Genomic DNA, 21,354 nt, shown 5'->3' on the forward strand with positions numbered 1-21,354 from the left:
CCCCCCCCCCCCCCCCCCCCCCCCCCCCCCCCCCCCCCCCCCCCCCCCCCCCCCCCCCCCCCCCCCCCCCCCCCCGCGCCTTGTCTTTTTGCGTCACACCTGCAATACTTTATACTTTGGCACCAAAGTTTTCATGAAATATACGAGTTCGACTACTGAGGTTCCAGACGCACCGTCCGTGCCGCGCCATGTCGCGATCATCATGGATGGCAATGGCCGCTGGGCCACCAAACGCTACCTGCCGCGCGTGGCAGGCCACGTCAAGGGCGTGGACGCCGTGCGCACCTCGGTCGAGGCCTGCGCCCGCCGCGGCGTCGAGTACCTGACCCTGTTCGCCTTCAGTTCCGAAAACTGGCGCCGCCCGGAAGAGGAAGTGTCGCTGCTGATGCGCCTGTTCGTGACGGCGCTCGAACGCGAGGTCTCCAAGCTGCACGCCAATAACATCCGCCTGCGCGTGGTCGGCGAGCTCGGCCGCGCCGACGAAAAGCTGCGCGGCATGATCGCCGCCGCCGAGCGCAAGACCGCCGGCAACACCCGCATGACGCTGACGGTCTGCTTCAACTACGGCGGCCGCTGGGACATCATGCAGGCGGTCGGCCAGATGGTGCAAGCCCACCCCGGCGCCACCAACTTCACGGAAGAGCAGCTGGCGCCGCACCTGGCGATGGCTTACGCGCCCGAGCCCGACCTGTTCATCCGCACCGGCGGCGAGCAGCGCATCTCCAATTTCCTGTTGTGGCAGCTCGCCTACACCGAACTGTTCTTCACCGATACCTACTGGCCCGATTTCTCGATCGAGAGCCTCGACGAGGCGATTGCCTCCTACCAGCATCGGGAGCGCCGCTTCGGCCGCACCGGCGCGCAACTGGCGGAAAAGAAAAGCTGATGCTGAAAACGAGGATTATTACCGCTGTGGTCTTGCTGGCGGTGTTGCTGCCGGTCCTGTTCTTCAACTATTTCCCAGCGTTTGCCGTCGTTGTCACGCTGTTCCTGGGCGCCGCGATGTGGGAGGGCGCCCGCCTGTTCGGCCTGTCCGCCATGCGCGCGCGCGTGGTCGGCATCGCCGGCGCGGTGCTGTTCGTGTTCCTGCTGCAGCATTCGGGCAAGCCGGGCGCGCTCAACGCGCTGTACGGCGCGGCCTGCCTGCTGTGGCTGATCCGCTATGCGCCGTCGCTGGGCCTGGGCCTGCCGCCGCTGGCCGGCGCGGCCAACTGGTCGCTGGCGATCACCTTCAGTTTCGCCATCTTCGCCTGCTTCTTCGCCATCGTCAGCCTGTACCAGCACTCGGCGCTGTACCTGCTGTCGGTGATGGCGCTGGTGTGGATCGCCGACGTCGGCGCCTACTTCTCCGGCAAGGCCTTCGGCAAGCGCAAGCTGGCGCCGTCGATCTCGCCGGGCAAATCCTGGGAAGGCGCGATCGGCGGCGGCATCGCCGTGCTGGCCATCGCCTCGATCAGCGTGCTGCTGGCCGCCGGCCAGCCGTGGCTGCAGGACACCTTCGCCTTCCAATTGCAGGCGCGCTTCGGCTGGGCCCTGGCCCTGCTGGTGCTGCTGCTGATCGTCGCCGCGTCGGTGATCGGCGACCTGTTCGAATCCCAACTCAAGCGCCGCGCCGCCATCAAGGACAGCAGCAACCTGCTGCCGGGCCACGGCGGCGTGCTTGACCGTATCGACGCCTTGATCCCGGTCCTGCCGCTGGCCGCGCTGATCGGCTCCTGGTTCTGAAAGAATAACTATGCAACGCATCACCATCCTTGGCGCCACCGGTTCGATCGGCGTGTCCACGCTGGATGTGCTCGCCCGTCACCCCGAGCGCTATTCGGTCTACGCCCTGTCGGCGCATAGCCGGGTCGAAGAACTGGCGGCCCAGTGCATCCAGTTCCGTCCCGCGCGCGCGGTGGTCGGCACGGCCGCCGGCGCCGGCGCGCTGACGGCGCTGCTGCGCGCCGCCGGCGTCAACACCGAAGTGGAATATGGCGAGGCGGCGCTGTGCAGCATCGCCAGCGCGCCGGAAGTCGACAGCGTGATGGCCGCCATCGTCGGCGCCGCTGGCCTGGCGCCGACGCTGGCCGCGGCCCGCGCCGGCAAGAAGGTCCTGCTGGCCAACAAGGAGGCGCTGGTGATGTCCGGCCAGCTGTTCATCGACGCCGCCCACGCGGCGGGCGCGGTGCTGCTGCCGATCGACAGCGAACACAATGCGATCTTCCAGGGCATGCCGCAGTTCGGCGGCCGCGTGCCGGCGGTGCGCGACCGCAAGGCCGGCATCGCCAAGATCCTGCTGACCGCTTCCGGCGGCCCGTTCCTGACGCGCGACGTCGCCACGCTCGACGCGGTGACGCCGGAGCAGGCCTGCAAACACCCCAACTGGTCGATGGGCCGCAAGATCTCGGTCGATTCCGCGACCATGATGAACAAGGGTCTGGAAGTGATCGAGGCGCACTGGTTGTTCGGCGCGCCGGCCGAGCAGATCGAGGTGGTGATCCATCCGCAGTCGGTGATCCATTCGATGGTGTCGTATGTCGACGGTTCGGTGCTGGCGCAGTTGGGCAATCCCGACATGCGCACGCCGATCGCCCATGCGCTGGCCTACCCGGAGCGCATCGAATCGGGCGTGGCGCAGCTGGACCTGACGCAGATCGCCACGCTGCAATTCGAGCGTCCCGACTTCAACCGCTTCCCCTGCCTGGCGCTGGCCTTCGAGGCGCTCAAGGCCGGCGGCACCGCGCCGGCGCTGCTGAACGCGGCCAACGAGATCGCCGTGCAAGCCTTCCTCGATTTAAAGATCGGCTTCCGCCAGATCGACCGCGTGAGCGCGCATGTGATGGAGGCGCTGCCGCACGGCGCCGCCGACAGCATCGAAGCCGTCATGGCGCAGGATGCGCTGGCGCGCGCCGCCGCTGAGACCTATATCGCCGGACTGGCAAAATGAACTTCCTGCAAACCGTGCTGGCATTTGTCGTCTGCCTGGGCTCCCTGATCATCTTCCACGAACTGGGGCACTACCTGGTGGCGCGCTGGTGCGGCGTGAAGGTGCTGCGCTTCTCGGTCGGCATGGGCAAGGTGGTGTGGTCGCGCCGTTTCGGGCCTGACCAGACCGAGTGGGCGGTGTCGGCGCTGCCGCTGGGCGGCTACGTCAAGATGCTCGACTCGCGCGAGGGCGACCTGGGTGGCCTGTCGCCGGAAGACCTCAAGCGCGAATTCACCCGGCAGAATGTGTGGAAGCGCATCGCCATCGTGGCCGCCGGCCCGCTGGCCAATTTCCTGATCGCGATCGTGCTGTTCGCCGGCCTGTATATGCACGGCGTGGAAGAACCGACCAGCAAGATCAGCGTGCGCGCCAGCGAAGCTAGCGTCCCTACCGCCGCCTGGAGCGCTGGCCTGCGCAGCGGCGACGTGGTCACCGCCGTCAACGAGCAGCCGGTGGCCGTGTGGTCCGAGCTGCGCTGGAACCTGATCCAGGCCGCCATCGATAAGAAGGAAGCCCGCGTCGCCATTGAACGCGTGGGGCAGGGCCGCTTCAGTTTCGTGCTGCCGGCCGACGCGTTGGCGACGCTGGACCTGGAAGGCGACGTACCGGGCAAGCTCGGTGTGGGCGTGGGCCGTCCGGCGCCGGTGGTGCAGGAAGTGATACCCGGCGGCCCCGCCGCGCGCGCCGGCCTGCTCAAGGGCGACCTGTTGCTGTCGGTGGACGGCACGCCGGTGGGCGACGGCATCGCCTTCATCGACATCATCCGCGCCTCAACCGGCAAGACGGTGCAGGTGGCGGTGCGCCGCGCCGGCCAGCAGCTGGTGCTGCCCATGGTGCCCCAGGCCGAGCAGGCAAAAACCGGCAAGGGAACTGTAACAGTCGGTAAGATCAGCGCTTACGTCGAGCTGCAGCCGGATATGATCAGCGTGCCATCATCCCCGATCGCGGCCGTCGGCAAGTCGGTGGCGCGGGTATGGGAGACCTGCACCATGACGATCAAAATGATCGGCAAGATGATCACCGGCGAAGTCTCGCTGAAGAACGTCACCGGCCCGATCACCATCGCCGATTATGCCGGACAGACCGCACGAATGGGCGCGGCCAGCTATTTGAGCTTCATCGCCTTCATCAGCATCAGTTTGGGGGTAATGAATTTGCTACCAATTCCCGTTCTAGATGGGGGGCATTTGCTGTATTATTCGCTGGAAGTTTTAACTGGGCGTTCTGTGCCGGAGCGTTTTGGTGAGATTGCGCAGCGCCTGGGCATGGGCTTGTTACTGACGTTGATGCTGCTGGCGGTGTTTAACGACGTCGCGCGGCTGCTGTAACAGGCTCGCTTTGTATATAAAAGTAGTTCGTTGATTTAGCCATTGAATAACCCCAATGAAATTATATTCTGACCGTATTACTTCCTCTTCCTTTCGCCGCAGCCTGATCGGCGCCGCTGTCCTGGCGCTATGCGCCGGCAGTGCCATGGCCATCGAGCCCTTCGTCATCAAAGACATCCGCGTCGAAGGGATCCAGCGTACGGAAGCCGGTACGGTCTTCAGCTACCTGCCGGTGCGGGTCGGCGAGACCTTCAACGACGACAAATCGATCACCGCCATCAAGGCGCTGTATGCCACCGGCTTCTTCAAGGACGTCAAGCTCGAAGCCGACGGCGGCGTGCTGGTGGTGCTGGTCGAGGAACGTCCGGCCATCTCCAAGGTGGAGTTCACCGGCACCAAGGAATTTGAAAAAGACACGCTGGTCAAGGCGCTGAAGGACATCGGCGTCGGCGAGACCAAGATTTTCGACAAGGCCTCGGTCGACCGCGCCGAGCAGGAACTGAAGCGCCAGTATCTGTCGCACGGCCTGTATGGCGTCAAGATCGTCACCACCGTCACCCCGATCGAGCGTAACCGCGTCAACATCACCTTCGCGGTGGACGAGGGCGACATCGCCAAGATCAAGCAGATCAACATCGTCGGCAACAAGGTGTTCTCGGACAAGGAGCTGAAAGACCAGCTGGCCCTGAACACCGGCGGCTGGTTCAGCTGGTACACCAAGGCCGACCAGTACTCCAAGACCAAGCTGACCGGCGATATCGAGTCGCTCAAGTCCTACTATCTGAATCGCGGCTACATCGAGATGCAGATCGAATCGACCCAGGTGTCGATCACGCCGGACAAGAAGGACATCTACATCACCATCAACATCACCGAAGGCGAGAAGTACAAGGTCTCCGGCATCAAGTTCGAAGGCGAGACCTTCGGCCGCGAGGAGGAACTGCGTTCGCTGGTGCTGCTGCGTCCGGGCGAAACCTATTCCGGCGAGCGCCTGACCGCCACCAACAAGCTGATCTCCGATCGCCTGGGCACCTTCGGCTACGCCTTCGCCAACGTCAACGCCAATCCGGAGATCGACCAGAAGAAGCGCGAAGTCGCCTTCACCTTCTTCATCGATCCGGGCAAGCGCGCCTACGTGCGCCACATGAACATCGCCGGCAACACCACCACCCGCGACGAAGTGATCCGCCGCGAGTTCCGCCAGTTCGAATCGTCGTGGTACGACGCCAACAAGATCAAGCTCTCGCGCGACCGCGTCGACCGCCTCGGCTACTTCAAGGACGTGACCATCGACACGCCGGAAGCCCAGGGCACGTCCGACCAGGTCGACGTCAACCTGACCGTGGTCGAAAAGCCGACCGGTAACTTCCAGATCGGCGGCGCGTTCTCGCAGTCCGAGAAGTTCACCTTCCAGGCGGCGATCCAGCAGGCCAACTTCGCCGGTTCGGGCACCACCGTCGGCATCGAGTTCAATACCTCGAAATACAGCCGCACGCTGTCGTTCTCGCAGACCGACCCGTACTACACCGACGAAGGCGTATCGCGTTCGTACGAAGTCTACCTGCGCACGCAGCAGCCGCCGGCGCTCAACATCGGCAGCTACACCATCCGCCAGCAGGGTGGCCGCATCAGCTACGGCGTGCCGTTCTCGGAAGTCGACACGGTGTTCTTCGGTATCGGCCTGGAACGCTCGCGTATCACCACCGACGCCACCTCGCCGGTGCGCTTCAAGGAATACGTGACCACCATTACCGGCAACCCGGACGGCATCGGTACCGCCTCGACCAACGCCGTGCCATTGACGGCGGCGTGGGCGCGCGACAGCCGCGATTCGGCGCTGACGCCGACCGTGGGCCGCTACCAGCGCGCCAACCTGGAACTGGATTTGATCGGCCAGCAGAAGTACTACCGCGCGGTCTACGAGCAGCAGTGGTACAAGCCGCTGTTCTCCAAGGTCACGCTGGCGTTGAAGGGCGAGATCGATTATGGTCATGGCCTGGGCAACAGCAGCTACCCGGTGTTCAAGAACTTCTACGGCGGCGGCATCGGTTCGGTGCGCGGCTACCTGAGCTCCTCGCTGGGCGCGGTCGACCAGGTGTACGGCGATGCGCTGGGCGGCGCCTCGCGCCTGCTCGGCACCGCCGAACTGCAACTGCCGTTCCCAGGCTCGGGCCAGGACCGCAGCCTGCGCTGGTTCGGTTTCGTCGACACCGGCCAGGTGTACCAGGAAGGCGCGAAGATGCGCGCTTCCGAGCTGCGCTACTCGTCTGGCCTGGGCATCAGCTGGATTTCGCCGGTCGGTCCGCTCAAGTTGAGTTATGCTAAGCCTTTGAACGCCAAGCCGGGCGACCGTCTGGAACGCTTCCAGTTCCAGATGGGTACCGGTTTCTAAGATGGGTTTGATGGTTTTGAGTATTGATATTTACCTCGGAGAAACAAGTTGAAGACTGCGTCCGCTACCCTGACCAAATCTCTCGCCGTGCTTGCACTGGGCTGGTGTGCATTGGCGCCGGTGCAGGCCCAGACCTCGGCCTCGCGCATCGCGTGGCTGAGCCCTGAGCGCATCTACAACGAATCCAAGCTGGCCAAGCTGGCCGGCGAGAAGCTGCAGGAAGAGTTCAAGAGCCGCGAGAAGGCCATGCAGGATATGGCCGGACGCCTGAAGGCGGCGTCGGAAAAGCTGGAGAAGGATGTACCGGCGCTGGCCGAGGCAGACCGCATCAAGCGCCAGCGCGACGTGTTCGAGCTGGATAAGGAATACCAGCGCCGCCAGCGCGAGTTCCGCGAAGACCTGAACCAGCGCACCAACGAGGAACGCCAGGCGATCTCGGAAAAAGCCACCAAGATCATCAAGCAGATGGCGGCGGTGGAAGGTTTCGACATCGTGCTGCAGGATGCGGTCTGGGCCAGCCCGCGCATCGACATCACCGACAAAGTGCTGGCCGCGCTGGATAAAGACAAGTAAAACACATCAAGATTGGATCACCCGATGGGCACTCGACTAGGGGAATTGGTCGAACGCCTCGGCGGGCAGTTGGTGGGGGACGCGAACCTGGAAGTGACCGGGATCGCGCCACTGACGGACGCCGGCGTTTCGCACATCAGCTTTCTCAGCAATAGCAAACTGCGCGCGCAAGCGCTGCAAAGCCAGGCGGCGGCACTGATCGTGTCGGCCGCCGATGACGCTTTTATCGCCGCCGGATATGCGGGCGCGCGCATCGTCACCCAAAATCCGTACGTGTATTTCGCCCGCGCGGCGCAGTATTTCGAATCGCTGACGGCCATCGTGCCGGCGCCGGGCGTGCACGCCAGCGCCGTGGTGGCGGCCGACGCGGTGATCGCCGCCAGCGCCCACGTGGGCGCGCGCGCGGTGATCGAGAGCGGCGCCGTGATCGGCGAGCGCGCGGTGATCGACGCCGGCTGCTACATCGGCCGCGACGCCGTCATCGGCGAGGAGACGCATTTGTTCGCCAACGTGACCTTCCAGTCGCGCTGCGTGATCGGCAAGCGCGGCATCGTCCATTCGGGCGCGGTGATCGGCACCGACGGTTTCGGTTTCGCCAACGAGGGCGGGGTCTACATCAAGATTCCGCAAACCGGGCGGGTGGTGATCGGCGACGATGTGGACATCGGCGCCAACACCACCATCGACCGCGGCGCCCTGGCCGACACGATTTTGGAAGACGGCGTCAAGCTGGACAACCAGATCCAGATCGGCCACAACTGCCATATCGGCGCGCACACGGCGATGGCCGGCTGCGTCGGCGTGGCCGGCAGCGCCAAGATCGGCAAATACTGCACCTTCGGCGGGGCCGCGATGGTGCTGGGCCACCTGACCATCGCCGACCAGGTGCATGTGGGTTCGGGCAGCATGGTTTCGCGCTCCATCCTGGAGCCGGGACAGTACACCGGCTTCTATCCGCTGGCAAAGAACAGCGAGTGGGAAAAATCCGCCGCCATCGTCCGCAACCTGTCGACGATGCGGGATAAAATCCGCGCGCTGGAAAAAACAATTAAAACATTGACGAATCAAGACGAGAAATAATCATGACCACTACCGACACCACCACCACCGAATCCACCTGCGTCAAGAAATGCATGGACATCCATCAGATCAAGCAGTACCTGCCGCATCGCTATCCGATGCTGCTGGTCGACCGCGTGCTGGACTGGGAGTCGGGCAAGACCATCACCGCCATCAAGAACGTCACCGCCAATGAGGAATTCTTCAACGGCCACTTCCCGCACAAGCCGGTGATGCCGGGCGTGCTGATGATCGAAGCGATGGCGCAGACCGCGGCCATCCTGTCGTTCCTGACCATGGACATCAAGCCGGACGAGAATTCGGTGGTGTACTTCGTCGGCATCGACAACGCGCGCTTCAAGCGTCCGGTGGAGCCGGGCGACCAGCTGGTGATGAACGTCGAGATCCTGCGCGTCGCGCGCGGCATCTGGAAATACAAGGCGGTCGGCACGGTCGACGGCCAGACCGCGGTCGAGGCGGACCTGATGTGCACCATCCGCAGCGCCACCGACGCCAGTCAGCCAGCAGGGAAGTAATCATGGCCAAGATTCACGCCACCGCCATCATCGATCCGAAGGCCCAGCTCGACGAATCCGTCGAGGTGGGGCCGTATTCGGTGATCGGCCCGAACGTGGTGATCGGCGCGCGCACCGTGGTTGGTCCGCACGTGGTCATCGAGGGCAATACCACCATCGGCACCGACAACAAGTTGTTCCAGTTCTCGTCGATCGGCGCCGCGCCGCAGGACAAGAAGTGGAACGGCGAGCCGACCCGCCTGACCATCGGCGACCGCAACACCATCCGCGAGTTCTGCACGTTTAACACCGGCACGGTGCAGGACAAGGGCGTGACTTCGCTGGGCAACGACAACTGGATTTCGGCCTACGTCCACCTGGCGCACGACTGCCAGGTCGGCAGCAACACCATCTTCTCGAACAACGCGCAGATCGCCGGCCACGTCGAAATCGGCGACTGGGTGATCATGAGCGGCTTCGCCAATGTGCACCAGTTCTGCAAGATCGGCGCGCACGCGTTTGTCGGCATGAGCACTTCGCTGACGCAGGACGTGCCGCCGTTCGTGCTGTTGAACGGTAATCCGGCGCAGGCGCACGGCGTCAACATCGAAGGCCTGAAGCGGCGCGGCTTTACGCGTGAGCAGATCAACGGCATCCGCACCGCGTACAAGTTGATCTACCGTTCCGGCCTGACGCTGGAAGAAGCCAAGGTCGCATTGCAGGCGGAAGAAGATGCGATGCCGGCAGCGGCCGAGCAAATCCGCTCGATGCGCGAATTCCTCAACGTCGCCAGCCGTGGCATCGTCCGCTGACCTGACGGCGCCGGCCACGCCGCCGCTGTCGGTGGCGCTGGTGGCGGGCGAGCCGTCGGGCGACCTGCTGGCGGCGCGGCTGTTGTCCGGCCTGCGCCCGCATCTGCCGGAGGCGCGCTTCCACGGCATCGGCGGCGAGCATATGATGGCGCAGGGCTTCGAATCGCACTTTGCCATGGACAAGCTGACGGTGCGCGGCCTGCTGGCCGTGATTCCGCGCTACCGCGAAATCAAGGGTATCCAGAACCAGCTGCGCGATCAGCTGCTGGCCGAGCGGCCGGCGGCCTTCATCGGTGCCGACTATCCGGGCTTTAACCTGGGGCTGGAAGAGCAGCTCAAGGCGGCCGGGATTCCGACCATCCATTACATCGGGCCGCAGATCTGGGCCTGGCGCGGTGGCCGCATCAAGAAAATCATCCGGGCGGTGTCGCACATGCTGGTGGTGTTTCCTTTTGAAGAGGAGATCTACCGCCAGGCCGGCGTGCCGGTCACGTATGTCGGCCATCCGCTGGCGGAGCTGATCCCGCTGGCGCCGGACGTGGCGGGCGCGCGGCGCACGCTGGGCATGCCGGAGGACGCCAATGTGGTGGCCATCATGCCGGGCAGCCGCATGTCCGAGCTCAAATACAATACGGCGGCCTTCATCGGCGCGGCGCGGCTGCTCAAGCAGCGCGACCGTAGCCTGCGTTTCGTGGCGCCGATGGCGGGCGAACGGCAGCGCCAGTACTTCCTCGAACTGGTGGCGCAGGCCGGCCTGCAGGACGTTGAAGTGCAACTGCTGGACGGGCAATCGCATACGGCCATCGCCGCGGCGGACGCGGTGCTGGTGGCCTCGGGCACGGCGTCGCTGGAGGTGGCGTTGTTCAAGAAGCCGATGGTGATCGCCTATCGCATGATGGAGCTGGAATGGCAGATCCTGCGCCACTTCGGCTACCAGCCGTGGATAGGCTTGCCCAACATCCTGGCGCGCGAGTTCCTGGTGCCGGAGCTGCTGCAAAACGCCGCCAATCCTGAAGCGCTGGCGGAAGCCATGTGGAAGCAGCTGAGCGATGCGCCGCATCGCCTGCGGCTGACCGAGCGCTTCACCGACATGCATCACAGCCTGCTGCGCAACAGCGCGGTGGAGAGCGCGGCCGCCGTGCTTAAAGTAATCAAAGCTTAAGAGTATCAAAGTGAAAAACCAAAACCCCGGCCTGTTCGACTTCCTGCCCGACTCGCCCGATGAAATCATTTGCGGCGTCGACGAGGCGGGCCGTGGTCCGCTGGCCGGCCCGGTGTACGCGGCGGCCGTGATCCTGGACGTTTCGCGTCCGATCGAGGGCCTGCGCGATTCCAAGAAGCTGACCGAAGCCAAGCGCGACCTGCTGGCACCACTGATCAAGGCCAACGCGCTGGCGTGGGCGATCGCCGAGGCGTCGGAAGAGGAAATCGACAAGCTCAATATTTTGCAGGCGTCGATGCTGGCGATGCGGCGCGCGGTGGAGGCGCTGAGCACCGTGCCGACGCTGGCCCTGATCGACGGCAACCGCTGCCCGGTGATGAAGATCCAGAGCATCGCGGTGATCGGCGGCGACGACAAGGTCGATGCGATTTCGGCCGCGTCCATCCTGGCCAAGACCGCGCGCGACGCCGCGCTGGTGGTGCTGCACGCCCAGTATCCGCAGTACTGCTTCGACCAGCACAAGGGTTACGGCACCGCGCTGCACCTGGCGCGCCTGCGCGAGCATGGCGCCTCGCCGGTGCATCGGCGCTCGTTCGCGCCGGTGCGGGCGGTGCTGGAAGAATTCGCGCTGCGCGCAGGGGGGGCCGTATGAAGACCATCACCTCGCGCGACAACGCGCAGTACAAGGAGCTGGTCAAGCTGGCAGGCAGTTCGCAGGCGCGCCGCAAGTCCGGCCGCACCTTGCTGGACGGCGTGCACCTGTGCCAGGCCTATTTGCAGCTGCGCGGCCTGCCGGAGCAGTGCATCGTCAGCGAGACGGCGCTGCACAACCCGGAAGTAATGGAGATCGTCGGCCGGCTGGAGGCGCAGCACGCGCACGTGCTGGGATTGCCCGATGCGATGTACAACGCCGTCAGCCAGGTCGAACATGGCGTCGGCGTGATGTTCCTGATCGAGACGCCGGAGCGCGCCGTGACCGAGCCGCTGGCCGTGTCGGCGGTGCTGCTCGATAACGTGCAGGACCCCGGCAACGTCGGCTCCATCCTGCGCAGCGCGGCGGCGGCCGGCATCACCCAGGTGTATTGCAGCGCCGGTTCGGCGTTCTGCTGGTCGCCCAAGGTGCTGCGCGCGGCCATGGGCGCGCATTTTGTGCTCGATATCTTCGAAAACGTCGACCTGGCGCAGCTGGTGTCGGCCTCCAAGGTGGCCTCGCTGGCCACCAGCGGTTACGCCACCCAGCGCCTGTACGATGTCGACCTGCGCCAGCCGGTGGCCTGGCTGTTTGGCCACGAAGGGCAGGGCGTGGCGGATGACCTGCTGTCGATGGCGACGCATCAGGTGGTGATACCGCACCTGGGCCAGGTGGAGTCGCTGAACGTGGCCGCATGCGCGGCAGTATGCTTTTTCGAGCAAGTCAGGCAGAATCAGATATAACTGATTTATTGGAGTCGTCGATGGATATCGCGCAGTTGCACTTTCTGGTAGCCGAGGGAGATCAGGTACAACGCCACGCGCTGGCCGATATCCTGGTGCACCTGGGCGTAGGCCGGATCACGCAGGCGCCCGACGGCCACACGGCGCTGCGCCATTTCAGCGCCGGCATCACGCCGCAGGTGGACATCGCCATCATCGACCTGGCGCTGCCGGGCATGGACGCGCTGGAGCTGATCCGCCGCCTGTCCGAAGCCAAGTCCCAGATGGGCGTGGTGGTGGTGGGCGCGCAGTCGAACGCCGTGCTGTTCTCGGTGGAGACCATGGCGGCGGCCTACGGCATTAATATGCTGGGCGCGATCGGCAAGCCGGTGATCGGCAGCCGTCTGGAAACGCTCATCACCAATTATCTGCAACCGGAAGAGGCCCGCACCGTCGGCGCGTACGCCAATACCCCGCCGATCTCGTTCGCCGAGGTGGGGCAGGGCTTGCAGATGCGCGAGTTCGATCCCTTCTTCCAGCCCAAGATCGAGCTGGAGACCGGGCAGGTCAAGGGCCTGGAAATGTTCGCGCGTTGGCGCCATCCGCTGTATGGCGTGCTGGGACCGGCGTCGTTCATGCGGGTGCTGGAGGAGAACCGGCGCATCGATTTCCTCGACTGGAGCATGATCGAGAAGTCGGTGGCGGCCTGCCGCACCCTGCATGACCAGGGCATTCCGATTTCATTTTCCATCAATGTTGACCAGGGTACGCTGGCGCATCCGCAGTTCATGGAGCAGATTTCGGCCTGCCTGGAACGGCATCGCATCATGCCCGACTACATCACTTTCGAGATGACCGAATCGGCAGTATTGACTACCGATCCACATTTCCTCGAGCGGCTGTTGCGCTTGCGTATGAAGGGTTTTGGCCTGGCCATTGACGACTACGGCACCGGACGCAGCAACCTGCAACTACTGGCGCGCATTCCATTCTCCGAGTTGAAAATAGACCGCAGTTTTGTCGACGGCGCTTCCAAGAAACAGGCCATCGGCACGGTGCTACGTTCCTGCCTGGGACTGGCGCGCAGCCTGGACCGGCGTTCGGTGGCGGTCGGCGTTGAGACCAAGCAGGATTGGGACTTCCTGCAAGGCTTGGGCTGCACCTACGCGCAGGGTTACTACATCGCCAAGCCGATGCCGGTCGAGGAATTCCCTGCGTGGCTGGCGGACTGGCAGCACTTCTTCTAACTGAGTGCCTTGTTGTACGTTTCCTTTGAGCAGAGCCCTTGGCTCAAAGGAGACCGGCATGTCGTATCGGCAAAGTGCAAACGATGATGAGGATAATTCATCTGCCATGCAGTGACAATCTGCAAGCCCTGGCCAGCACCATCGCAACCACACACTCCCCCGTCAAACCGAGCCCCGCGTCTATTACGGCTCCGCTCTCACGCTACTCAAGCCGAGTTGTTCGCCTGTTGGATTGGGCCGACACCTCGCGCAAAGAATTTTAAAAGTTTTCAAATAATCATGTATTATTGGCAAGCAATTTAGAAATACTGCTGGCCTGGCACGCGTCGATCCTGAAACAATTGCACGAATCGAGCGTCTATTTTCCAATTGATGGAGGAGGTGAAATGGGAAGCAATGGATTCGAAACTCATAATCAGACAGATAAATCTGTATGGGTCACTATCTATACAGTGGGCCGTCATTTCAAGGAGGACTTCGGCGAAGTTGGTCCAAGGGTGTCGCGCACTTGGAAGAGTGGAACATATGCGGGGGGATCGATTTACAACGTGCGTGGCGAGTGGCCTTTGCCTGATCATACCGATGACACAAGCACCAATGTTACAGCGGATCTCGATATAGTCGAACTTGTCCTGCTCAGGCGGCCGTCGGGAGGTGTTTATTGGGCATGGCCCACGTTCCGGATATCGAATGGGGTTGACGTCAAGGTTTGGTTCACTATTTATGTTGTTCATCCGGGCGAGGACGATGAAAAAGTGGACTTTGGATATCAGGACCCCACCCAAGTGAAGGATTGGGATTCAGACAAGTATAGGAAGAACCAAACTTTCAGGATCAGCGCGGAAATCAATGGGGAATTTGTTGCTGATATCAAAGGTAAGTTGCTAGATGAGAAGCGCGGGCTTACTTATTTGCACTTTTCAAAGGTGAACAATAAATATCAATTGGTGGAGGCCCCGTCGGCTTAAGTTTCAGCCGATGTCGATTCCAACAGGAATCGACATCGGGCATCAGTCCCGAATGCCGCTAAGTTAAGCGTCGTTCCCTCGAAAGCGGGAACCATGGCATGGATACCCGCTTACTCGGCCTGGTTGACTTCATGGCGGCTGTTTTTCAGCGCTGTGTTCCCGATAGCTGTCGCGCACACCGGCCAGCAGCTTGGCCAGTGCCGGCTGGTCGCGCCATCGTCCGTCGGCCATGACGCCCAGCGGCGCACGCAGGGTCGAAAAACCGTCCAGCGGGTTGTGCTCGGTCAGCACCAGGTCGGCGCGATAGCCTGCGGCCACTTGGCCGAACGGCACGCCGCCCTTGGTGCGGGCGATGAAGGCACCCGGCGCGCTGGTGGCGGTGGCCAGCGCCTGGTAGCGGCTCAGATGCGAGCTTTCCAATTCGATAAGATTGTCGTGCAAGGAGTAGCCCGGCGCCACGCCGGGTATGGTCGGCGCGTCGGTGCCCGACAGCAGTTCGACGCCGCCGTCGGCCATGGCCTTGGTCAGCTTGCGCAGGAAGGCCAGCTTGGCTTCGAGCCGCGCCGACTTGCCGCCGTAGTCGCTGCGGCGCCATGCCTGCACGTCGGCCGGCGCCACATAAGCCGTCTGCGGCGCGGCCAGGATGGCGCGCAGTACCTCCGGATGTCCGAGTTGGCTGGCGATCGCCCGGTAGGTCACCAGATCGGCGATCACCGCCGCGCCATGACGTTTGGCCAGCGCCACCGCCTCGGGGATGCGCGTGTCATCGGGCGGCACATCGGTCTCCGGCACGCCAGGTGGTGTTAAATAGGTGTAAAAGAATTCCTCCAGGTGCGCGACCAGCACCTGGCCCTGCGCCAGCTGGCGCTCTAGCCGCACCGCCGTCACGCCATGGCCGACCAGAGGCAGGCCTTGGGCGCGGCCCGCTTCTGCCAGTGCGCTGAACACGTCCGGCGCCAGCCCCACATACACCTTGATGAAATCGTAGCCGTTGGCGGCCGCCAGGTCGACCACCGCACGCGCCTGCGCCGGCGTCTTGACCTGCAAGCCGTTGTAGTCCGGCGTGCCGTCCACCATCAGGCTGGCGTAGACATGCGGGCCGGGTAGCGTCCCGCGCGCCACGGCCGGCACGATGCTGTCGACCAGGTTGGCGCGGGCGCCGCCCATGTTGAGCAGCGTGGTGACACCGTTGACCAGGTACAGCGCCAGGTCATTGCGGGTCTCGGAGTGGCTGTGCATGTCGGCCAGGCCGGGCGACAGCCATGCCGTGGCGTGGCCATCGACGACGCGGTAGCCGGCCGGCGCGGGCAGCGCCGCGCCAACCGCCTCGATACGGCCGTCAGCGACCAGCACCGACTGGTCGCGCAGCACGTGCTCACGGTCCATCGGCACCACGTTGACGTGCACGAAGGCGGTCGATTGCGCCCACGCCGCGACCGGCGCCAAGGCGGCGAATAGCAGCGCAATCAAGCGCATCTCAGTACTCGCGCCGGTTGGGCTTGATCTCTTGCAGGATGGTGGTGGAGATTTCCTCGATCGATTTTGTGGTCGACGACAACCAGCGTATGCCTTCGCGCTTCATCATCATCTCCGCTTCGTTGACCTCGTAACGGCAGTTTTCCAGCGCAGCGTACTTGCTGCCGGCGCGCCGTTCGTTGCGAATCTCGGATAAGCGCTCCGGCGTAATGGTCAGCCCGAAGATCTTGGATTTAAACTCGTACAGCGACGACGGCAACTTGCCTCGCTCGAAATCGTCCGGGATCAGCGGATAGTTGGCCGCCTTGATGCCGTATTGCATCGCCAGGTACAAGCTGGTCGGCGTCTTGCCCGAACGCGACACGCCCACCAGGATCACATCGGCCGACGACAGGTTCTTGTGCGACTGGCCGTCATCATGCGCCAGCGAGAAGTTGATCGCCTCGATGCGGTTCTTGTATTCCTCGCTGTCAACAATGTTGTGCGAGCGGCCGATGGTGTGGGTCGACTTGGCGCCCAGCTCTTGTTCCAATGGCGCAACAAATGTTTGGAACATGTCCATGTACATGCCCTTGCACAGGCGGATCACGTCCGACAGCTCGGTCTTGACCAAGGTCGAAAAGATAATCGGGCGTTGACCATCGGTTTCAAACGCTTCATTGATTTTCCGTACCGCGTCGTGCGCCTTGTCCAGCGTATCGATGAAAGGCAGCCGGATCTGGCGGAAACGTAGCTCGAATTGGGTCAGGACCGAGTGACCAAAGGTTTCAGCCGTGATGCCGGTGCCGTCGGAAACGAAGAAGACCGTGCGGGCTGCCGCGGGCAGGGGAGGTCGTTGTTCTAGTGTCATGTAGAGTAAGCCTGTCATTATTGTGAATCGTCAATTTGAGCCGCAGGCTGTAGAATGGGCGCCATAGGTAAGATTGTGCTGCACGACGACCAGAATAACAAGAAACAAAGTCTGCGCCTCGCTGGAAGATTTCTATCATCAAAAGGGTGTCACTATGTCCAACGCAGCATTGAAGGAGCAGAGCAACGGAGCGGTTTATGTCGCATCGTTCGAACATTTGCGCATGACGGATGTTGAATCCGTCGGCGGCAAAAACGCCTCATTAGGCGAAATGATCAGCCAACTGGCTGGCGCCGGGGTCCGGGTTCCGGGCGGCTTCGCCACCACGGCCCAGGCCTTCCGCGACTTCCTGTCGCACAGCGTCGACGGCGGCAAGCCGCTGGCCGAACGCATCGCCGACCGCCTGGCCGACCTGAATATCGACGACGTGCGCGCGCTGGCGCAAGCGGGCGCCGAGATCCGTCAATGGATCGTCGAAACCCCGTTCCAGCCACGCCTGCAACAGGAAATCGAGACCTTCTACAAGCAGCTGGTCGCCGATTCCAGCACCGAGATGTCGTTCGCCGTGCGCTCCTCGGCCACCGCCGAAGACTTGCCGGACGCTTCCTTCGCAGGCCAGCAGGAAACCTTCCTCAACGTGGTCGGCATCGAAAACGTGCTCGACGCGATGAAGCATGTCTTCGCCTCGCTGTACAACGACCGCGCCATCTCCTACCGCGTCCACAAAGGCTTCACCCACGCCGAAGTCGCCTTGTCGGCCGGCGTGCAGCGCATGGTCCGTTCCGACCTGGGCGCGGCCGGCGTGATGTTCACCATCGATACCGAGTCCGGCTTCAAGGACGTGGTCTTCGTCACCTCCAGCTACGGCCTGGGTGAGACGGTGGTGCAGGGCGCGGTCAATCCGGACGAATTCTACGTCCACAAGCCGATGCTGGAAAAAGGCAAATCGCCTGTCATCCGCCGCAACATCGGTTCCAAGCTGCTGAAGATGGAGTTCACCAACGAAGCCAAGGCTGGCCGTTCGGTCAAGACCGTGGACGTGCCGGTCGAGCTGCGCAACCGCTACTCGCTGAACGACACCGAAGTGGTGGAACTGGCCAAGTACGCCGTCATCATCGAGAACCACTACGGCCGTCCGATGGACATCGAGTGGGGCAAGGATGGCCGCGACGGCAAACTGTACATCCTGCAAGCGCGTCCTGAAACCGTCAAGTCGCAGCAGAAGGCGACCGACGTGCAGCAGCGCTTCAAGCTGAAGTCGAGCGGCACAGTGCTGACCTCGGGCCGCGCCATCGGCCAGAAGATCGGCGCCGGTCCGGTACGCGTGATCCACGACCCGGCCGACATGGAACGCGTGCAGCCGGGCGACGTGCTGGTCGCCGACATGACCGACCCGAACTGGGAGCCGGTCATGAAGCGCGCTTCGGCCATCGTCACCAACCGCGGCGGCCGTACCTGCCACGCGGCGATCATCGCCCGTGAACTGGGTGTGCCAGCGGTGGTCGGTTGCGGCGACGCCACCGAGATCCTCAAGGACGGCACCTTCGTCACCGTGTCCTGCGCCGAAGGCGACGAGGGCAAGATCTACGACGGCCTGCTGGAAACGGAAATCTCGGAAGTGTCGCGCGGCGAGCTGCCCAAGCTGCCGACCAAGATCATGCTCAACGTCGGCAATCCGCAGCTGGCCTTCGACTTCCAGTCGGTGCCGAACGGTGGCGTTGGCCTGGCGCGTCTTGAGTTCATCATCAACAACAACATCGGCGTGCACCCGAAGGCGATCCTGGAATACCCGAACATCGACGCCGACCTGAAAAAAGCGGTGGAGTCGGTCGCGCGCGGCCACGCCTCGCCGAAGGCCTTCTACGTCGACAAGCTGGCCGAGGGTATCGCCACCATCGCCGCCGCCTTCTGGCCGAAACCGGTGATCGTGCGCCTGTCGGACTTCAAGTCCAACGAGTACAAAAAGCTGATCGGCGGTTCGCGCTACGAGCCGGACGAAGAAAACCCGATGCTGGGCTTCCGCGGCGCGGCGCGCTATCTGGCGGCCGATTTTGCCGGCGCATTCGAAATGGAATGCCAGGCCATGAAGCGCGTGCGTAACGACATGGGTCTGACCAACGTCGAGATCATGGTGCCGTTCGTGCGCACCCTGGGCCAGGCTGAAAAAGTCGTCAACCTGCTGGCCAAGAACGGCCTGGTGCGCGGCGAGAACGACCTGCGCCTGATCATGATGTGCGAAGTGCCATCGAACGCGCTGCTGGCCGACCAGTTCCTCGAACACTTCGACGGTTTCTCCATCGGTTCCAACGACCTGACCCAGCTGACCCTGGGCCTGGACCGCGATTCCGGCATGGCGCTGCTGGCGGCCGACTTCGACGAGCGCGATCCGGCGGTCAAGGCCTTGCTGTCGATGGCGATCAAGGCTTGCCGTGCCAAGGGCAAGTACATCGGCATCTGCGGCCAGGGTCCTTCCGACCATCCGGACTTCGCGGTCTGGCTGATGGAGCAGGGCATCGAATCGATGTCGCTGAACCCGGACTCGGTGATCGATACCTGGCAGAAGCTGGCAGCCCTGCAAAAGTAACGGTGAAGTTGAAATAAGTTGACGCAAGCGTAAATTGGTTTAGACTGGGGTTATCGAATTGAGTAGCAAATAACACTATCAATACCAACGCACCTTGCAGCAAAAACCCTCGCAGCCCGCATCGGGAAGCGGGGGTTTTTGCATTTTTAAACCTGAGAGGAGTGCATCATGGCTGACTGGAGCTTTTGGTTGGTGGCCGCCGGCGCCACCGTGATACTGGAACTGTTCAGCGGAACGTTCTACCTGCTGATGATCGCCCTCGGCCTGGTGTCCGGCGCGCTGGCCGCGCTGCTGGGCTTTGGCATGGCGCTGCAGACGCTGTTCGCCGCCGTGGTCGGCATCGCCGCCACCGTGCTGCTGCGGCGCAGCCGCTTCGGCAAGCTGATCAACCATGCGAAGGCCGAGCACGACCCCAACGTCAATATGGACATCGGCCAGACCGTGCACGTGCCGGCCTGGCAGGACGGCGCGGCGCGCGTGATGTATCGCGGCGCGCTGTGGGACGTCGAACTGGCGCCGGGCATGACGCCGGCGCCGGGACAATTTACGATACGCGAAGTGCGCGGCAGCCGCCTGATCGTGGCGGCCTAAGATTTACCCACCGGAGAGTTTTATGGATATCAGTTTCGGCAATGTCAGCTTCATCATCTTCATCCTGGCCTTGGTGTTCGTCTTCAAGACCATCAATGTCGTCCCGCAGCAGCATGCCTGGGTGGTCGAGCGGCTCGGCAAGTACCACGCCACCCTGGGCCCCGGCCTGAACATCGTGATTCCCTTCGTCGACCGCATCGCCTACAAGCACATCCTGAAGGAGATCCCGCTCGACGTGCCGCCGCAGGTCTGCATCACGCGCGACAACACGCAGCTGCAGGTGGACGGCATCCTGTACTTCCAGATCACCGACGCCATGCGCGCCTCGTACGGCTCGTCCAACTACATCACCGCCATCACGCAGCTGGCGCAGACCACCTTGCGCTCGGTGATCGGCCGCATGGAACTGGACAAGACGTTTGAAGAGCGCGACCATATCAACACCGCCATCGTCAACGCCATCGACGAATCGGCCGCCAACTGGGGCGTCAAGGTGCTGCGCTACGAGATCAAGGATTTGACGCCGCCGAAGGAGATCCTGCACGCGATGCAGGCGCAGATCACCGCCGAGCGCGAGAAACGCGCGCTGATCTCGGCCTCGGAAGGCCGCAAGCAGGAGCAGATCAATATCGCCAATGGCGAACGCGAAGCACAGATCGCCCGTTCGGAAGGCGACAAGCTGGCCGCCATCAACCGCGCCCAGGGCCAGGCCGCGGCGATCATCGCGCTGGCCGAGGCGAACGCATCGGCGCTGCGCCAGGTGGGCGCGGCGATCCGCGAACCGGGCGGCGAGGACGCCGTCAACCTGAAGGTGGCCGAACAGTATGTGGGCGCCTTCGCGCAGCTGGCCAAGACCAACAACTCCATCATCATTCCGGCCAACCTGGGGGAGATGAGCGGCTTGATCGCCACCGCCATGCAGGTGGTCAAATCGCAGAAGGATGGTCCGCTGGTCAAGCCGGCCAAAGTCTAAGGAGAAGCAACGATGGCGACATGGGCGGTAGACGCATTCGGCAACGATTATGCGCAGGACTGGGCGGAAGACCTGGGCCAGATCAGCAACCTGGAGGCGGTGGAAAATACGCTGGACATGGCGCTGGACAATGCGGGCGAGCCGCTGGACGCGCCGTTCGCGGCCGAGGCGCTGGTGGCGATCGAAGTGCTGGCGCGCTTGCAGGGCAAGGGCGGCGAGCGCAGCGAGGACAGCGCGGCGGTGGACGCGTGGGTCGACGCGCGCAAGGCCAAGGCCCGCGTGCGCAGCGACCTGGCCGAGAAGGCGGGCCGCGCCATCGAGCGCATCCTGTCCGAGCAATCCGAGCTGCGCGAACTCTGGGCCGACAGCGAGCACTACGCCGACTGGCGCGCGGCAGTCGAAGAGCTGCGCGGCCGCATCGCCGCCTGACCCCGGGTGCGGCA

Annotated in this window: 20 protein-coding genes; 18 read left to right on the forward strand and 2 right to left on the reverse strand. The window is 63.3% G+C overall.

Translation table 11 applies throughout. From position 1 onward, the window contains the following. Positions 1 to 133 precede the first annotated feature (133 nt). The 14 genes from uppS to AC07OK_RS14845 all read left to right on the forward strand — a co-directional run bounded on the left by uppS (position 134) and on the right by AC07OK_RS14845 (position 14,437). Positions 134 to 886 carry a polyprenyl diphosphate synthase gene (gene uppS, locus AC07OK_RS14780; protein WP_116988649.1) on the forward strand — a complete coding sequence of 251 codons (753 nt, stop codon included), beginning with the start codon at positions 134 to 136 and terminating at the stop codon, positions 884 to 886. Continuing rightward, positions 886 to 1,725 (forward strand): phosphatidate cytidylyltransferase, encoded by an 840-nt coding sequence (locus tag AC07OK_RS14785; RefSeq protein WP_494691018.1) that lies wholly within the window; start codon positions 886 to 888, stop codon positions 1,723 to 1,725. Before uppS ends, AC07OK_RS14785 begins: the two co-directional genes overlap by 1 nt. 10 nt (positions 1,726 to 1,735) lie before the next feature. After that, positions 1,736 to 2,929: a 1-deoxy-D-xylulose-5-phosphate reductoisomerase gene (ispC, locus tag AC07OK_RS14790; protein WP_494691019.1), complete on the forward strand. Its 1,194-nt coding sequence runs from the start codon at positions 1,736 to 1,738 to the stop codon at positions 2,927 to 2,929. Then, positions 2,926 to 4,296 (forward strand): RIP metalloprotease RseP, encoded by a 1,371-nt coding sequence (gene rseP, locus AC07OK_RS14795; protein ID WP_494691020.1) that lies wholly within the window; start codon positions 2,926 to 2,928, stop codon positions 4,294 to 4,296. Before ispC ends, rseP begins: the two co-directional genes overlap by 4 nt. 55 nt (positions 4,297 to 4,351) lie before the next feature. Next, positions 4,352 to 6,688, forward strand: a complete 2,337-nt coding sequence (gene bamA / locus AC07OK_RS14800) for an outer membrane protein assembly factor BamA (RefSeq protein ID WP_494691021.1) — start codon at positions 4,352 to 4,354, stop codon at positions 6,686 to 6,688. A 48-nt stretch (positions 6,689 to 6,736) separates the two neighbouring features. Beyond that, positions 6,737 to 7,261 (forward strand): OmpH/Skp family outer membrane protein, encoded by a 525-nt coding sequence (locus AC07OK_RS14805; RefSeq protein ID WP_494691022.1) that lies wholly within the window; start codon positions 6,737 to 6,739, stop codon positions 7,259 to 7,261. Positions 7,262 to 7,285: 24 nt separating this feature from the next. Continuing rightward, positions 7,286 to 8,341, forward strand: coding sequence for a UDP-3-O-(3-hydroxymyristoyl)glucosamine N-acyltransferase (gene lpxD, locus AC07OK_RS14810; protein WP_494691023.1), 1,056 nt, complete (start codon positions 7,286 to 7,288; stop codon positions 8,339 to 8,341). Between the two features lie 2 nt (positions 8,342 to 8,343). Further along, the gene (gene fabZ, locus AC07OK_RS14815) at positions 8,344 to 8,856 is read left to right on the forward strand and encodes a 3-hydroxyacyl-ACP dehydratase FabZ (protein ID WP_494691024.1); all 513 of its coding nucleotides are present in this window, start codon (positions 8,344 to 8,346) and stop codon (positions 8,854 to 8,856) included. Positions 8,857 to 8,858: 2 nt separating this feature from the next. Next, positions 8,859 to 9,647, forward strand: coding sequence for an acyl-ACP--UDP-N-acetylglucosamine O-acyltransferase (lpxA, locus tag AC07OK_RS14820; protein ID WP_217940228.1), 789 nt, complete (start codon positions 8,859 to 8,861; stop codon positions 9,645 to 9,647). After that, complete coding sequence (gene lpxB, locus AC07OK_RS14825; RefSeq protein ID WP_494691025.1) at positions 9,631 to 10,809, forward strand: lipid-A-disaccharide synthase; 1,179 nt, start codon at positions 9,631 to 9,633, stop codon at positions 10,807 to 10,809. The genes lpxA and lpxB overlap by 17 nt, the downstream gene beginning before the upstream one ends. Positions 10,810 to 10,819: 10 nt before the next feature. Then, positions 10,820 to 11,461, forward strand: coding sequence for a ribonuclease HII (gene rnhB / locus AC07OK_RS14830; RefSeq protein WP_494691026.1), 642 nt, complete (start codon positions 10,820 to 10,822; stop codon positions 11,459 to 11,461). Then, a complete protein-coding gene (locus tag AC07OK_RS14835) occupies positions 11,458 to 12,243 on the forward strand; it encodes a TrmH family RNA methyltransferase (RefSeq protein WP_332851631.1) in 786 nt (261 codons plus the stop codon). Before rnhB ends, AC07OK_RS14835 begins: the two co-directional genes overlap by 4 nt. A 20-nt stretch (positions 12,244 to 12,263) precedes the next feature. Then, complete coding sequence (locus AC07OK_RS14840) at positions 12,264 to 13,469, forward strand: EAL domain-containing response regulator (RefSeq protein WP_494691027.1); 1,206 nt, start codon at positions 12,264 to 12,266, stop codon at positions 13,467 to 13,469. A 287-nt stretch (positions 13,470 to 13,756) separates the two neighbouring features. Then, positions 13,757 to 14,437 carry a hypothetical protein gene (locus tag AC07OK_RS14845; RefSeq protein WP_494691028.1) on the forward strand — a complete coding sequence of 227 codons (681 nt, stop codon included), beginning with the start codon at positions 13,757 to 13,759 and terminating at the stop codon, positions 14,435 to 14,437. A 129-nt stretch (positions 14,438 to 14,566) separates the two neighbouring features. Here the strand turns inward: AC07OK_RS14845 and AC07OK_RS14850 are convergent, their stop codons facing one another. Together AC07OK_RS14850 and ppsR are read right to left on the reverse strand one after the other, a co-directional pair. Then, complete coding sequence (locus tag AC07OK_RS14850; protein ID WP_494691029.1) at positions 14,567 to 15,907, reverse strand: amidohydrolase family protein; 1,341 nt, start codon at positions 15,905 to 15,907, stop codon at positions 14,567 to 14,569. Positions 15,908 to 15,914: 7 nt separating this feature from the next. After that, entirely contained in the window at positions 15,915 to 16,763 is an 849-nt protein-coding gene (ppsR, locus tag AC07OK_RS14855; RefSeq protein WP_492929979.1) for a posphoenolpyruvate synthetase regulatory kinase/phosphorylase PpsR, read from the reverse strand. Positions 16,764 to 16,917: 154 nt separating this feature from the next. Here ppsR and ppsA point away from each other — a divergent pair, with 154 nt between their 5' ends. The 4 genes from ppsA to AC07OK_RS14875 all read left to right on the forward strand — a co-directional run bounded on the left by ppsA (position 16,918) and on the right by AC07OK_RS14875 (position 21,340). Next, entirely contained in the window at positions 16,918 to 19,347 is a 2,430-nt protein-coding gene (ppsA, locus tag AC07OK_RS14860; protein ID WP_494691030.1) for a phosphoenolpyruvate synthase, read from the forward strand. Positions 19,348 to 19,515: 168 nt separating this feature from the next. Next, positions 19,516 to 19,938 (forward strand): NfeD family protein, encoded by a 423-nt coding sequence (locus AC07OK_RS14865; RefSeq protein ID WP_494691031.1) that lies wholly within the window; start codon positions 19,516 to 19,518, stop codon positions 19,936 to 19,938. Between the two features lie 22 nt (positions 19,939 to 19,960). Beyond that, complete coding sequence (locus tag AC07OK_RS14870) at positions 19,961 to 20,911, forward strand: SPFH domain-containing protein (RefSeq protein ID WP_494691032.1); 951 nt, start codon at positions 19,961 to 19,963, stop codon at positions 20,909 to 20,911. A 12-nt stretch (positions 20,912 to 20,923) separates the two neighbouring features. Then, positions 20,924 to 21,340, forward strand: coding sequence for a DUF4259 domain-containing protein (locus tag AC07OK_RS14875; protein ID WP_494691033.1), 417 nt, complete (start codon positions 20,924 to 20,926; stop codon positions 21,338 to 21,340). Positions 21,341 to 21,354 lie beyond the last annotated feature (14 nt).

This window comes from Duganella sp. GW821-FHT07G03 (assembly GCF_059418605.1).